We start from the raw sequence: 13803 nt of genomic DNA, 5'->3' as shown, positions 1-13803 counted from the left end.
TGACAAACATGTGTTGGACTCATCGATCGGGTGAAAGTCAGACTCTCCGCATGACAGCGACCAGCACCGCCACCCCGTCCGCCGAACCGCTCACCACCCGTGCACCGTCCGGCGGTTCGGGCGGTGGCCGCGGCGTCCTGCCGCGAACCGCGCTGACCGCGATCGCCCCCGCCGTCTGGGGTACCACCTACGTGGTCACCACCGAGCTGCTGCCGCCCGGCCACCCGATGTTCGCCGCCCTGTTGCGCGCCCTGCCCGCCGGCCTGATCGCCCTGGCCGTCACCCGGACGCTGCCGCGCGGAAGTTGGTGGGGCAAGGCCGCCGTCCTCGGGGTACTGAACATCGGACTGTTCCTGCCGCTGCTGTTCACCGCCGCCGAACGCCTGCCCGGCGGAGTGGCCGGAACCCTCGCCGCCGCCCAGCCGATGATCGTCGCCGTACTGGCCGTGGTGGTCCTGCGCCAACGGCTCTCCGGCCGACGACTGCTGTGGGGCCTGGTCGGCGTACTCGGCGTCGGACTGGTGGTGATCGGCCCGAGCGCCGCCCTGGACGCCGCCGGCGTGGCTGCCGGGCTCGGGGGCGCCGCCACCATGGCGCTCGGCGTCACCCTCACCAAGCGCTGGGGCCGCCCCGAAGGCGTCTCCCCGCTCGCGCTCACCGGATGGCAACTCACCTCCGGTGGCCTGTTCCTACTGCCGCTGACCTTCCTGTTCGAGGGCGCCCCGCCGGCCATCGACGGGCGAGCCGCGCTCGGCTACCTGTGGCTCGGCCTGATCGGCGGACTGCTCACCTACGCCCTCTGGTTCCAGGGCATCACCAGCCTTCCGGTCACCGGCGTCGCGGTGCTCGGGCTGCTCTCTCCGCTGGTGGCTGCCGTCCTCGGTGCGGTGGTGCTCGACCAGACCCTCGGCCCGGTCCAGCTGGTGGGTTTCGCCCTCGCGCTGGCCTCGATCGTCGCCGGACAGTTGCCCGACCGCCGCCCCGCCCCCGCTCGGAGCTGATCGGCGATCGGGTGCCGGGGCCTCGGCCCCCGCGCGTCAGACCCGGCGGATGACGTTGATCGAAATCGCGTCGACCTTCATGACCTTGACCACGTCACCGGCCTTCGGCGCGTGCACCACCATGCCGTTGCCGATGTACATGGCGACGTGGCTCCGGTCGGACTTGTAGATCACCAGGTCGCCGGGCTGGGCATTGTGCCAGTCGGTGCCCACGTTGATGCCGGCGCCGGCCTGAGCCTGCGAGGTGCGCGGCAGCGAGACACCGGCCTTCGCGTAAGCCCACACCATCAGGCCGGAGCAGTCGAAGGTGTTCGGACCGGTCGCGCCCGAGACGTAGTCCAGACCCTGCCTGCTGAGCGCGGCGTCCACCGCGACCTTCGCCGCGCCGCTGGCTGCCGGCAGACTTGCCGGATCGACCCGGGAGGCACTCCGCGAGGCGGACCCGTCGTCGCCCCGTACGATCGAGGCCCGGTCGGCCGCCGATACCGTGGACAGCAGGCGCTGCGCCTCCGCCAGCTTGGACTGCGCCGTGCTCCGGGCGCCGTTGAGTTCCTGGGTCCGGCTGTCCAGTTCGGCCAGTACCGTCGCCGCCTCCCGCTTCTGCTGCTCCAAGCGGAGCTGCTGCTCCTGCAACGCCTTCAGCGTGGCGGACTGGGTGCTGGCGGCCTGGTCGAAGGACGACGCCTGGTCCAGGTACTTGTCCGGGTCGGACGAGAGCATCAGCTGCATCGACGGGTCGACGCCGGCGTGCCGGTACTGGTCGCCGGCCACCGCCGCCAGCCCCGAGGCCAGCTCGTTCAACTGCTCCTGGCCGCGGGCCACCTGGTCCTGCAACTGGTCGGCCTGCTTGCGCAGCTGGTCCGCCCGTTCCTTGGCGCCGTTGTACTTCTCGGTCGACTGCTCCTGCTCCTCCAGCAGTTTGTCGACCTGGGCCTTCACCTCGTTCTTGTTCGGCTGGGCCGGCGCGGCGTGCGCGTTCGCCTGGGCCGACAGCACGACCGCAGTCGCGGCGGCACCGGTCAGGACGTAGGTGCGGGCGCGGCTCGGTTGTTTCGGGCGTCGATGGGAAGCCATGTGGGCTCCTTCTTTCTGCTCCGGTCGGATGCGTCTGAGTGCGTGATCATCCGACAATCGGTTTGGTGCCAGACCGTAATCAAGGCAGGGCCTCTGCGTCCACTTCCGCAGGTCCGTGAACCGGCTCGCACGGCTGCCGCATGACTACCCATCAGTAGAAAATGCCTTGCCAGGAGGGCTCGCTAGCTTGCCCGCATGACCGACACCCTCCACCAACTGCGCCACCTGCGGCCCGACGCCGACCTGGCCGCCGTTGCCGCACTGCTGACCGCCGGACGGCTGGTGAAGCCGTACGACAACGACGAAGACACCGCCCCCGTGCTCTGGACGAGCGACGGGCCGGCACCCCTCGGGCTCTGGGAGAAACTGCACCACGAGCCCCCGGCCAGCGGACTGTGGCCGCTACTGCTCGCCCCGCTCTCCACCACCGACGTCGAATTCCGCCCCTGGAGCTCCGGCGAACTCCAACCGCGCTATGCCACCGAACCCGACTGGTACGACCCCGCCGCGCTGCTGCGCACCAACTGGGAGCACTACGCAACCCCCGACGCCGACGCTCCCCCGACCCGGACGAGAGCGCCGAACTCGCCGAGAGCCTCGCCCCGTTCACCGACGGCTGGCCCGGAACGGCGTCTGCCGCCGAACAGCCCGGCGACCCGGACCGGGCCGCCCGCGCACTGGCCCGCGAACTGCTGGCCAACAACGCGCACCTGCGGATCGGCCTGGTTCCGGCCGCCACCGGCGCCGAGGCACTGACCGCCTGCGGCTGGACCGGACCGGTCAACCACGAGGGCGACATCGCCAAAGTCTCCGCCGTACTGCTCGACCGGGAACGCCGCTACGGCACCCGGCTGGTCCAGGTCGGCTTCGCCGAACTCGAGTTGAGCGTCGGCGCGCCACCCCAGGACGACGAACCGGCGCTTCGGATCGCCGCCGAACACCTGGCGTTCTGCCCCGACAACATCTTCCAAGGAGTCGGCACGATCGCCGACTACGCCCCCGGCCTGGTCAATGCCGACCAGTGGTCCTTCTGGCGGGACTGAGCCCCCTTCGCTTCTTCCGCAATGTGCCATTCACAAAAGGAGATTGAGTGAACGTCAACTTCGCTCAGGGCCGATCCACCCGTGCGGGCGGAGAATTGCCCTTCGGCTCACCCCGCCGGGTGGTTTGGGGCCTGTGCCAGCGGGTCCGGCTGGGAGCCGCCCCTAGGCTTCGGAACAACCGGAACGGGCCGAAGCCGAACGGCCATTGAGTAGCCGTCGGGCCAGCCGGAGCGAAAGGGGGTACGGACCTATGACGCACACCGCACGAGCGGAATCGGACTCCATGCTGCGCCGCACCCTCGGCGAGCGGCGCATCGCCCTGGTCGCCTGGCGGCTGCTCGTCCTGCAGAACGCCCACCCTGCCGTCGGCGCCGGAGTCGACCAACTGTCGACCTACCGCAGCCACCCCTGGCGGCGGATCGAACACACCATGGACAGCGGCAGGCGCCTGTTCTTCTCCGACCAGGAGGCGCTGCGCCGCGAGATCGAGCGCCTCGAACGCAGCCACCGCCGGATCGCCGGAGTCGACGCCCAGGGCCGCCCCTACACGGCCCTCGACCCCGCCGTCCGGGTCTGGGTGCTGGTCACCCTGTACGAGGCTATGACGGCAATGCGGGCACTCTCCGGCCGCCCGCTGCGCCCCGCCGAACTGGACAAGCTCTACCGGGAGTTCCGCGAGGTCTGCACCGCCTTCCGGCTCCCCGACGAGCTGTTCCCGCCCACCGCCGCCGACGTGCCCGGCTACCTCCGGGACACCATCAGGGAGACGCTCGAACTCACCGAAGCCGCCAAGGACATGCTGCACACCGTCCTCACCCGCGCACCGGCCCCACGGCGCCTCGGCCGGCTCCGACCCGCCTGGCCGCTGCTGCGCCGATTCGTCGCCCGCTTCCTCACCACGCTCACCCTGGCCGACCTTCCGGCGGAGTTCCGCGCCAAGTGCGGCCTGCCACGCAGCCGCAGCGCCGCCCTACTCTCCTGGACGGTCCACCGGGGCGCGCGCCTGATCGCCGAGCGGCTGCCCGACCGGCTCCGCTACCGCACCCATCCCGGCGGCGAGCAGCCCCGGGCGGCCACCACCGCACCGCCCCGGCCGTCACGCACACCACGTACGCCACGGCGGGACGACCGACCGGCCCGGATCGCCGCCTTCTACCACCAGGTGATGGACCAGACCGGCGACGGACGCCTCACCGCCGCCGACTTCCGGGCCATGGCGCACAACATCTGCTGGCCGCTGGAGCGCGACGAGGAGACCGAGTCCGCCGTCTACACCGCCTTCGACACCTGGTGGCAGCACCTGCTGGCCACCATGGACGCCAACGGCGACGGGGAGATCTCCTGCGAGGAGTTCGTCACCGCGATGCTGGCCGGGACCGACCGTGACCCGGGCTACCTGGAGCAGGGCCTGCACGTCGCCGTCCGCGCCATGTTCCACGCCGCCGACGTCGACCACAGCGGCCAGCTGTGTGCCGACGAGTACCGCACTCTGTTCGGCGGCTCCCGTGTCCACCCGGCCGAACTCTCCCACGGCTTCCGCCAACTGGACACCGATGGGGACGGCCAGATCACCGAGGAGGAATTCGTCCGGGGCTTCACTGAGTTCTTCACCGCCCGCTCCAGCAGCATGGCCGGCACTCAACTCCTGGGCCGACCATGACGGATGCCCGGTGCCCGGCGCGCCCGGCGCCGGGGAACGCGGCAGGGCCGCCCCCTCGGGAGGGGCGGCCGCCGAGGGCGCGCGGGTACGCCGGTCGGGATCGCGGAGTTCGGGCGCGGTGTCAGAGCGCGGTGGTGGGACGGGTGCGCAGCAGGGCGCGTCCGGGGAGAGCAGTGGCGGCCAGGCAGAGCAGAGCGGTCGCTGCGCCGAGCGGAAGGGCGGTGGTGAGGGGAACATGTGGAGCTGCGGAAGTCAGCGCGCGGGTGATCGGGGTGAGCGTCGCCCAGGCGATCGCGGCACCGGTCACCAGGCCGATCGCGGTGATCAGCAACGCCTCCCAGCGCAGCATCGCGCGGACCTGACGGCGGGTGGTGCCGGCCAGTCGCAACAGGGCGATCTCGCGGCGGCGGTCCAGCACCGTCATCACCAGGGTGTTCGCGGCTGTCAGCGCCGCGAACCCGGCCAGCACGCCCGCCATCACGTTGTTCACCCAGCCGTTCAGCTCGCGGTCCTGGTCGGTCTGCGCCGCGTAGCCCTGGCGATCCGTCACTGTCAGGCCCGCTGGTGCGAGTTCGGAGAGTGCCTTCGCGGTGGCCGCTCCGTCCGTGCCGGGGGTCATGGCGACCAACAGCCGGGTCGCGTACGGCGAATCGGTGTGCGCGGCGACCGCGGCCTTCGGCAGCAGGGCCTGCCCGAAACCGAGTCCACGGCGGTAGATCGCGACCACCGTGGGCTCAACCCGGGTGCCGTCGCCGAGCCAGAACGCCGTCCGCTGACCGACCTTCGCATGCAGGCTCTCGGCCAGAAGGCTGTCCAGCGCGACGGTGTCGGCGGAGCGGGACAGGTCGGCCGGCGAACCGGACGTCACACTCAGGTCCAGGAGCTTCGCCAGTGCGGCCGGATCGCCGTCCACCGCCTCGGCGGTGGCCGTGCCGAGCGCGCCGGAGCTCTGGTACGCCAGACCGGTGGGCAGCAGGCCGACCGCGGCGTCCACGCCCGGCATCTTGGCCGCGCGTTCTGCCGCGCTCGCCGGCAATCCCGGAGCGGCTTCGGCAGTGACCACCAGATCCGCCTTCAGACCCTCGCGGACCTGCTCGGAGGCGGCGTGCTGAAGGCTGGACTGCAGGAACACCAGCGTCCCGCAGAAGGCGATGACCATCACGATCGGGACGGTCGCCGAGGCCAGCCGGCGCGAGCCGGCGCGGGCGTTGTCGGCAGCCAGCGAGGCCGACGCCCCGGCGGCGCGAAGCAGCACACCGACCAGACCGACCGCGCCGCGCACCAGCCACGGGCCGAGCAGCCCCACCGCGACCATGAAGCACAGCACCACACCGAGGGCCAGGTTCGCCGCGGTCGCACCCGCCAGGTTGGCGGCGACCACCGCCAGCACGACGGCGCCCGCGCCGAACAGCGCACCGAACACCGCGCGTACCACGCCCGGCGTGCCCGGCCCGGTGCCGGCCTCGCCGAGTGCCTGGGTGGGCCGCATCCGGGCACTGCGCCGGGCCGCGAGCAGACCGGCCGCCAGAGCTGTCCCGGTGCAGACCGCCACCGAGACGAGCAGCGGCAGCGGGCCGGTGTCGAGCGGCACCCCGGAGGGCACCGCACCGCGGGCAACCAGTTCGCCGAACCACCAGCGGGCCAGCGCCAGCCCGGGCAGGATGCCGATCGCGGCGGCAACCGGGGCGATCAGCACCGCCTCGGTGGCGATCGAACGCTGGATCTGACGGGGCGTGGCCCCGACGGTCCGCAGCAGGGCGAATTCGCGGGCCCGCTGGCCGGTGGCCAACGCGATGGTGCTCGCCAGCACGAAGACGGCGACCGTGGCGGCCGTCCCGCCGAAGGAACCGCCGATGCCGGCCAGCACCTCCTTCGCCTTCAGCAGCACCGGCTGCTCCACCTCGCCGCGCTGCTGGCCGGTCGCCACCTGCGCCTTGCCGTCCAGCGCCTGGCGCAGCGCGTCGGCCAGTGCGGCCGGGGTAGTGCCCGGCGCGGGGCGGACGGCGAGAGCGTCGATTCGGCCGGGGTGGCCGGAGATCCGGTCGGCGGTGCCGTCCGCGAACCAGGCGGTTGCCCGGCCGGGCTGGGCTTCGGCGAGGCCGGAGATCCGGTAGGACGCGGTGCCGACGGGCGTGTCGACGGTCAGGTCCGTACCGGGGGAGAGGTGGGCGGCGCGGGCGCTCGCGGCGTCCAGGACCAGTTCGCCGTCGGCCGGGGCGCGGCCCTCGGTGAGCCGCTCGCCGGGGGCGATGCCCAGTGCGGCCCAGCCGCAGCCGGTGAGCGCCGGCAGTCCGGATCGGCCGGCCGACACCGGGAACGCGGAGTCGGGCCGGGCCTGCTCGACGCCGGGCACGGCGGCCACGACTGCGGTCAAAGAGGCGTCCAGCCGGGCCCGTTCGGGGAGCGTCTGGGCGATCGTGTCGGGCCTCTTGCCGTGCACGACCGTCATCTTCACCTGCTGATCGGCGGAGACCACGATCGGTGCGTCCACGTACCGGTGGGGCGTGATGCTCGCGGTCAGCCCGGTCTGCAGCAGCACGCCACAGGCGGTCACGATCGTCGAGGCGAACAGCAACGCAAGGAAGGTGCCCGCGAACGACGCGGGCCGGAAGCGTATGGCGGCGCGGGCCAGTCCGTTGGTCATGCGGTCAACTCCGGGGCGTGGCAGGGGAAGAGGGTAATGGAAGGCCTGGAGGCGATGCCGGTGCGGGCCGGTCCGTCGGCTGCGCGGCCGACTCCGGGGCGTGGGCGGGGACGGCGCGGGTTCATTCGCGGGTACCGACGGGCTGGGCGGAGAGGGTGAGCATGTGCTCGGAGACCGTGCGGGGATCGGGCCGGTGGAGTTCGCCCGCGAGGAGACCGCCGGCCAGGAAGACCGCGCGGTCAGCGAAGGACGCGGCGACCGGATCGTGCGTGACCAGCACCACCGTGGCGCCGAGGCCGTCCACCGCGTTGCGCAGCAGGCCGAGGACCTCGTGCGCGCTGCGCGTGTCGAGCGCCCCGGTGGGTTCGTCGGCGAAGATCACGTCGGGCCGGGTGATCAGCGCCCGGGCCAGGGCGACGCGCTGCTGCTGGCCGCCCGAGAGCTGACCGGGGCGGCGGGCGGCATGTTCACCCAGGCCGACCCGGGCGAGCAGTTCGTGGGCCCGGGCCTTGTCCGGTCGGCGGCCGGCCAGGCGCTGCGGGAGCAGCACGTTCTGCAGGACCGTCAGAGACGGAAGGAGGTTGAACGCCTGGAAGACGAAGCCGATCCTGCTGCGCCGGAGCTTGGTCAGCGCGTCCTCCCCGAGCGAGCTGATCGGGCTCCCGGCCAGCAGCACCTGCCCCGCATCGGGCCGGTCGAGGCCGGCGGCGCACTGCAGGAAGGTGCTCTTGCCGGAGCCGGACGGGCCCATCACGGCCGTGAAGCTGCTTGCGGGGAGGGCCAGGTCGATCCCGCCGAGGGCATGCACCGCCGCGGCGCCGCGACCGTAGACCCGGCGCACGCCGCGCAGTTCGACCGCCGGCGTTCCGTCGACGGGCCGTCCGCCCGTGGCCTGCCCGCTCGCCGGCTGCCCGCCGGTGGGCCGTCCGTCCATGGGCCGTCCGTTTACGGGCAGGCCGGGCGTGGGCAGGCCGGGCGTGGACGTGGGCGCGGCATGGCTGGGCCAGGGCGACCCCGGTGCGGCGGCAGCGTCCGGCGTGGCGGAATGGGCGGGCCGGCCGGGCTGGGAACGGCGCAGGCGGGGCGACATGGTGAAGCCTTCCTCGGAGATGAGGCCCCAGTGGTTCTCTCTGCCGGGGCCTCACCAACGCTAGGAAAACCGCAGGTCACCCGCCATGGAGGGGGCACGAAGGTTCGAGGTGGGGTTATCCCCACCGGTGTCCGGTGGCCAACCCCCGGAAGGTTTGGGGAGATTGGGGCAGCCTCAGGAAGAAGGTTCGCGACAGGATCAGATCGGGCTGGTCGCGCGCGCCGGGATCTGGTTGGTGACCGCCAGGACCTCGCCCCGGGTCAGCACCCCGAGGGTGCGCCGCAGCTCGCCCACCTCCGGGTCGGCCAGCGACATCGTGACGGTGTACGGCGCCGGGCCGGTGATGGTGTTGCCGCCGTCGGTGCGCAGTGCCAGCCCGGTCGCCAGGGCCTGCGCGTCGACGCCCGGGCAGAGCGCCGCCGCTGGCAGCACGACGTGCGCGACCGCGCCGTAGTCGGAGATCAGCCAGCTCCGGCCGTCGGAGGTGTGCGGCGCGCCCTCGACTGTCGCGGGCAGTCCGTACGCGCCGGCCACCAGCCCGTTCGGTCCCTCGATCTCCACCGCCACGCCCTCCGGGCCGAGCGGTCCGGACAGCACCATCGGCGTCGCGGAGCCCGAGCTGAGCCGCAGGTCGAAGGTGAACTCGCCGGGCCGGTCGGTGCCGAGGTGTCGGTAACCGTGGGCGGCCAGCAGCAACGCAGGACCTGACGACCCGTCGACGCTGAGCGAGGCGGGCGCGGCCGGGAAATGGTGGTAGCCGCGAGTCCCGCACCGGCTGCCGACGAATATCCCACCGCCCGGCAGCGCACGGTCCTGCGAGGGCGACGGGCTGCCCGGCTCTCCTGCCAGGCGGGCCAGCTGCGGGGTGTGGGCGCGCTGCGGTTCGAACAGCACCCCGCCCACCACCAGCAGGACGATCAGCAGCCCGAGCACCACCGTCCACTGCTCACCCCGGCTGAGCGAGCGGAACCGTCGCAGCCGCCCCAATCGCCGGGTGTGGTAGGGAACTTGGGCCTGCCTTGTCCGCCGGGGCCGCCGACTGCGGCGGGACGGTCGCGACCCGCCCGGCGACCAGTGGCGGCCACCCGGGTCGACCGGCGGCTCATGACGCCAGCGTTCCGCCAGCATCCGGGCCCGCGCGGACGGCTCGGTCACGGTGGCGGAGCGGACGAACTCCTCGTCCAGGACCAGACCTTCGAACGGGTCCGGCGGTTCGATGGCATCGGACGGGCGATGGTCGGACATTGCGCCAGTATGCCTGCCGCCGGCGACATAGCGGGGGCCATGTTTTTCGATCTTCTCTGCGGCAAGCCTCATGGGCTCATCGCTCATCGGTGGGGTGCCCGGTCGGCGTGAGGGGAGGTTGGGAGTCCGGGTGGTTGTGGTGGAGGCGGACATGGTTGCTGCGGTGCGCGGTTCATGCGGTTGGCCCCTGCCGGTGACCGGGCTGGCCGGCACGCAGGTTACGCGGGGTCGGCGGGTCACCCGTGTTGTCGTGGGCCGGCGTTGGTCGGTGCGATCTGACATGTGGCGTGATGCGCGTAGCCGGTTGCAGGTTGGGACGCTGGCGGGGCTGGGACCCGAACGAACTGCCGGTCCCGGATGCCGGATTGCGAGGGAACCTGCTCCGGCTGCGGTGAGATCCGGGAGGTTGCCGGACCGGCGTGGATGGACTGCTGTGCCGGACCTGCGCCAAGTCGGTCGGTCAGCACCTGCGGGCGCTGCGGCACGGTGGCTTCGAAGTTCTGCGCGAGTGCGTCTTGTTGGCTTGATGGCGGCTTCGTTCATGCGAAGTGGTTCTGGCTTACTTTCCTGGAGGGCTGACTCACCGTAAGGTCACGCGCTCGCGACGTTGGCCGGTATGACCAGCAAGGAGGGGCTGCATTGAGCCAGTACTACGACATAGGCGACGAGACCGTGTGGAACCCGTCCAACGGGGCCTCCCGGCTGTTCATGAGTCAAGTGAGCGTCTACCAGACGGAACTGGGGCTGCGGTCCGGCATCGGGCCCATGCAGGCTGACGAGTGCCAGATCGACCCCGTCGTGTTCAAGGAGTTCGTCGACGCCCTGCTCGCGTGGCACCGGAGAACGACTCACGATGTCATGGCTGCCCTCTCCGAGGGTTTCGTCGTCACGATGCTGGTCTTGGCGGAAAGGGCAGGCATCGAGGTGAACTGGCAGTCAGCAGGCTCCGCCGAGGACGGCGGCCTCAAGGATGTTCAGGTGCCGGCCGCCTCGGGTTCCGCTGAGGCGGCTTGGATGGCCGCCCTTCAGCGCAAGGCGCGCGAGCTGGGCCGATTCATGGCGGCCTGAGCCTGGTCTGCCCGGCGAAGTACATGGATGCCATCAGAACGCGATGTCCTGTGAGTAGAGCAGGACGCGCTTGCGGAGGAGATGGAAGTCGGCTCGGCCGAACCGCTGGGGCTTGAGCATCTTGATCCGGTTGACGTGCCTTTCGATGACGCTGGAGTTCCAGGGAAGGGTGAGGCCTGCGATGACAGCGTCCCGGTCTCGGTCGATTCCAGCAGCGAGTGTGTGCCGGTTGGGCAGGTCGTCCCGGCGGACCGCGTCGAGCCGTTCCGGGAGACGCTCGCCCTGGTGCTCGGCGAGCATGACGGCGAAGGAGCGGACGTGCCGGGTCAGGGCGTCGAGCTGCGGGCAGTGGGCCAGGACGGTCTTGAACTGGAGCTGTTCTGCGTCGGACAGTGCCGTGGGTCGCCGGAGAATCCAGCCGGTGACGGTCCAGGACGACGGCGGCTCTGGGCGGTCACGGGCTGCGGCGAGGTTCGCTTCTGGCGTAGGGAGGCGCCGATTTGCTGGTGGCAGCTGCCTTTGTGGCCGAGCGGGATGATCTACTCCCAGAGCTTCCAGGATTGGGGTGCGAGAGGAGCCCTCGCCCCAGTCGCTCATCGCGGCAGAGAGCCGGTCCTACGGCGAACACTGCGGTGTGCATGCTGGTCGCGGATGCGCGCATCAGCCAAGGTCACCACGTGCCGGTTCCCCTGCGCCGGCCTTTTACAGGGCAGATGCTTCCTATTCGGGGCGGCCGTCGGCGAGCCACTGGGCGAGGCCGCGGAGCCCGACCGCCCACCGCCCGAGGTCGGTGACCTCGGCATGCCCGGTGACGACGGTGAGCAACTCGGCGACCGCCTCGTCCGGTCGCTGGGCATCGTTGAGGGTCAGAGCGCGGAAGACGCGGACGGAGTCGGACTCGGGGAACTCCCTGCGGGCGCGGTCGAGCACCGCCAGCGACTCGTCCAACTTGCCCAGCCACCTCAGGGTGCTGGCGTACTGGCACAGGCACCGGCGCAGGACGTCGCCGTCGAGGCCGAGGGCGAGCGCGCGCTCGTAGTAGCCGCGGGCGGTCTCCTCCTCGCCCGCGGTGTCGTAGGCGCCACCCACCTCGTACACGAGGACCGGGTGGTCCGGGTGTTCGGCAAGCAGCGCCTGGAAGTAGGCGATCGTCGGCGCCATGTTCGCCCGGTCGCGTTGGTCATAGCCACGCTGGATCGCCTCGGCCAGTTCGGGCGTCACCTCGGTCGTCACTGCTACGCCCCCCACGCGTACGAGTCCGGAGATCAACTCACCTTATCGGAGCCTCGCCCGCAGGCGCCTACTTGTGGATCGGCCCGGCATTTGCCGTTCTTTCGTCCTTATTTGACGGTTTCTTCCCACTGCGTCGCTGGTCAGGCGCAGTGCGCACAGCATGTGCGCGCGAGGCACATGCTTCTCGGCAGATGCGGATGCCTGCCTCGTGGGGAGTGGGCCGCTGCCGGCCTGATGACTGATGACTGATGACTGTTGGCTGGCCGGCTGGAACGGTGGGGCGGCACGGACGGCGACGCGCGGACGGCCGTGGGCGCGAGCCCGGGGGAGGCCAGGGATGGGCTCAGGTACGACGAGGTTCCCTGGCGGCGGTTCCGGCACTTCGATGGCCCGTGCGAGGAGATCCCCGGCCTGCTCGCCACGCTTGTGTTCGGGGACGCCGAAGCTGCCGGTGGGGCCTTGTGGCGGCTCTGGACGAGTCTTCACCAGCAGGGCGGAACGATCGCGGTGGGAGCATTGGCGCCGTTCCTGCTTCGGATTGCGGCGACCGGGCGGCCCGAGCTTCGTGCCCGAACCCTTGGTTCGGCTGCCGAGACCGGTTGGTGTCAGCACATGGCGGACGGATCGGGGGAAGGCCTACTCAGGGTTGCCGAGGAGCCGTTGATGGTTGAGCGCAGCACGGTGTGCCCGGTGGGCTGGACGGTCCAGGCTGGCGAGGGACGACGATGCGGGGGTTCGTCGGAGCCTGATCCCGGCGATCGCCCAACTTGCCTGCGAACGCCATGATGACCGCGTTCTCGGGTGGGTTCGGGGTCTGGGGTCGGGTCCCGGACGGCCACTTGAGGTCCGCATCGGTGCCGGCCTGGTCTGACCGTGCGTGGTCACGGCTGGTGCGAGGGTCGTGAGTGCCGTGGTGGGTGGTGGCGGGTCAGAGTTCGAATACCGGTCGGGTGGAGAAGTCCTCGTACATGTCTTCGCCGTCGGGCCCGTACACGAACTCGGCGTAGAAGGGGTTGCGGTTGGCCGTGGCCAGCGGGAGCCATCCGAGGAGGTGGCCGTAGCCGCCGCAGGCCGACTCGCCGCCGTCGCCGCCGTGTACTGCGGTGAGGTCGCTGGTCAGTTCGGTGCGGTACGTGTCGTGGGCAATGCGGAGGCCCAGGGCGTTCGGTTGGTGCTGGGGGCCGGTGTGATCGTCGTAGGGGATGCGGTCGAGGGGGCAGTCGTTGCCCCAGCGGAACAGGGTGTTGGCGCCGGCTCCGCAGGCGTGTTCCCACTCGTCGGAGTTCGGCATTCGTAGGCCGCGGGCCGCGAGGACGGCGGGCATGTCGGTGGGTGGCTCGGTCAGGTTCTCGTCCTCGACGGCCATGAGTACCGTCGCCAGGTTGACGCGCCGGCGCGGGCTGAGCAGTCGGGCAAGGTGGGCCCGGAGGTCGGGGTCGTTGCCGAAGCCCTGGTCCAGGCTCTCCTGGTAGTCGGCGGCCTGTTCGGGCGTCGGTTGCCAGGTGTCGAGGTCGAATCCGAGCGTTATTGGGCCGCCGGGTATCAGGGCGAATTCCTGTGCGTTCCGGTCGATCAGGACGCGGTGCATTCGGGAGCCGAGATGTTCGCCGGTTTCGACGGCAATCACGCGGCCGCCGGCCAGATCAGCTGCCTGCTGCGCGATTTGGCGGGCGGTCGAGAGGTCGAACGACCGCCACTGGTCGAAGGTGAGGTCGGTGAGAGACATGCGTCGCAGTCTTTCACGC

General features: G+C 71.3%; 11 protein-coding genes. 4 read left to right on the top strand and 7 right to left on the bottom strand.

Annotated features, from left to right (window positions below; genetic code table 11):
* Positions 1–50 precede the first annotated feature (50 nt).
* Positions 51–1001: an EamA family transporter gene (locus tag ACFYST_RS23020; protein ID WP_387865039.1), complete on the top strand. Its 951-nt coding sequence runs from the start codon at positions 51–53 to the stop codon at positions 999–1001.
* Between the two features lie 36 nt (positions 1002–1037).
* On the opposite strand, the gene ACFYST_RS23015 is transcribed toward ACFYST_RS23020, so the two are convergent.
* Positions 1038–2075, bottom strand: a complete 1038-nt coding sequence (locus ACFYST_RS23015) for an NlpC/P60 family protein (protein ID WP_387641418.1) — start codon at positions 2073–2075, stop codon at positions 1038–1040.
* A gap of 395 nt (positions 2076–2470) precedes the next feature.
* Between ACFYST_RS23015 and ACFYST_RS23010 the strand changes: the two genes are divergently transcribed.
* A complete protein-coding gene (locus ACFYST_RS23010; protein WP_387865037.1) occupies positions 2471–3118 on the top strand; it encodes a DUF4253 domain-containing protein in 648 nt (215 codons plus the stop codon).
* Between the two features lie 250 nt (positions 3119–3368).
* Positions 3369–4778 carry an oxygenase MpaB family protein gene (locus ACFYST_RS23005; protein WP_387865036.1) on the top strand — a complete coding sequence of 470 codons (1410 nt, stop codon included), beginning with the start codon at positions 3369–3371 and terminating at the stop codon, positions 4776–4778.
* Between the two features lie 121 nt (positions 4779–4899).
* Here the strand turns inward: ACFYST_RS23005 and ACFYST_RS23000 are convergent, their stop codons facing one another.
* From ACFYST_RS23000 to ACFYST_RS22990, 3 genes are all read right to left on the bottom strand, one after another.
* Positions 4900–7422, bottom strand: a complete 2523-nt coding sequence (locus tag ACFYST_RS23000) for an FtsX-like permease family protein (protein WP_387865033.1) — start codon at positions 7420–7422, stop codon at positions 4900–4902.
* Between the two features lie 121 nt (positions 7423–7543).
* Entirely contained in the window at positions 7544–8356 is an 813-nt protein-coding gene (locus tag ACFYST_RS22995; RefSeq protein WP_387865030.1) for an ABC transporter ATP-binding protein, read from the bottom strand.
* A gap of 354 nt (positions 8357–8710) precedes the next feature.
* Positions 8711–9757: a hypothetical protein gene (locus tag ACFYST_RS22990; protein ID WP_387865028.1), complete on the bottom strand. Its 1047-nt coding sequence runs from the start codon at positions 9755–9757 to the stop codon at positions 8711–8713.
* Between the two features lie 639 nt (positions 9758–10396).
* Between ACFYST_RS22990 and ACFYST_RS22985 the strand changes: the two genes are divergently transcribed.
* Entirely contained in the window at positions 10397–10825 is a 429-nt protein-coding gene (locus ACFYST_RS22985) for a DUF6086 family protein (protein WP_387865026.1), read from the top strand.
* Positions 10826–10858: 33 nt separating this feature from the next.
* On the opposite strand, the gene ACFYST_RS22980 is transcribed toward ACFYST_RS22985, so the two are convergent.
* From ACFYST_RS22980 to ACFYST_RS22970, 3 genes are all read right to left on the bottom strand, one after another.
* Entirely contained in the window at positions 10859–11125 is a 267-nt protein-coding gene (locus ACFYST_RS22980) for a hypothetical protein (protein WP_387865023.1), read from the bottom strand.
* Positions 11126–11545: 420 nt separating this feature from the next.
* Complete coding sequence (locus ACFYST_RS22975) at positions 11546–12058, bottom strand: tetratricopeptide repeat protein (RefSeq protein ID WP_387865021.1); 513 nt, start codon at positions 12056–12058, stop codon at positions 11546–11548.
* Positions 12059–12986: 928 nt separating this feature from the next.
* Entirely contained in the window at positions 12987–13784 is a 798-nt protein-coding gene (locus tag ACFYST_RS22970) for a hypothetical protein (RefSeq protein WP_387865019.1), read from the bottom strand.
* Positions 13785–13803: the final 19 nt, after the last annotated feature.

The organism is Kitasatospora sp. NPDC004614 (genome assembly GCF_042873675.1).
Taxonomy (GTDB): Bacteria; Actinomycetota; Actinomycetes; order Streptomycetales; family Streptomycetaceae; genus Kitasatospora.
This window is presented reverse-complemented; position numbering and strand designations above follow the sequence as displayed.

Coding starts and splice junctions, on each gene's coding strand:
- ACFYST_RS22990 (WP_387865028.1), bottom strand. CDS start 9,757: ATGTCCGACCATCGCCCGTCCGATGCCATCGAACCGCCGGACCCGTTC.
- ACFYST_RS23015 (WP_387641418.1), bottom strand. CDS start 2,075: ATGGCTTCCCATCGACGCCCGAAACAACCGAGCCGCGCCCGCACCTAC.
- ACFYST_RS22980 (WP_387865023.1), bottom strand. CDS start 11,125: ATGCTCGCCGAGCACCAGGGCGAGCGTCTCCCGGAACGGCTCGACGCG.
- ACFYST_RS22995 (WP_387865030.1), bottom strand. CDS start 8,356: ATGGACGGACGGCCCACCGGCGGGCAGCCGGCGAGCGGGCAGGCCACG.
- ACFYST_RS23005 (WP_387865036.1), top strand. CDS start 3,369: ATGACGCACACCGCACGAGCGGAATCGGACTCCATGCTGCGCCGCACC.
- ACFYST_RS22970 (WP_387865019.1), bottom strand. CDS start 13,784: ATGTCTCTCACCGACCTCACCTTCGACCAGTGGCGGTCGTTCGACCTC.
- ACFYST_RS23020 (WP_387865039.1), top strand. CDS start 51: ATGACAGCGACCAGCACCGCCACCCCGTCCGCCGAACCGCTCACCACC.
- ACFYST_RS23000 (WP_387865033.1), bottom strand. CDS start 7,422: ATGACCAACGGACTGGCCCGCGCCGCCATACGCTTCCGGCCCGCGTCG.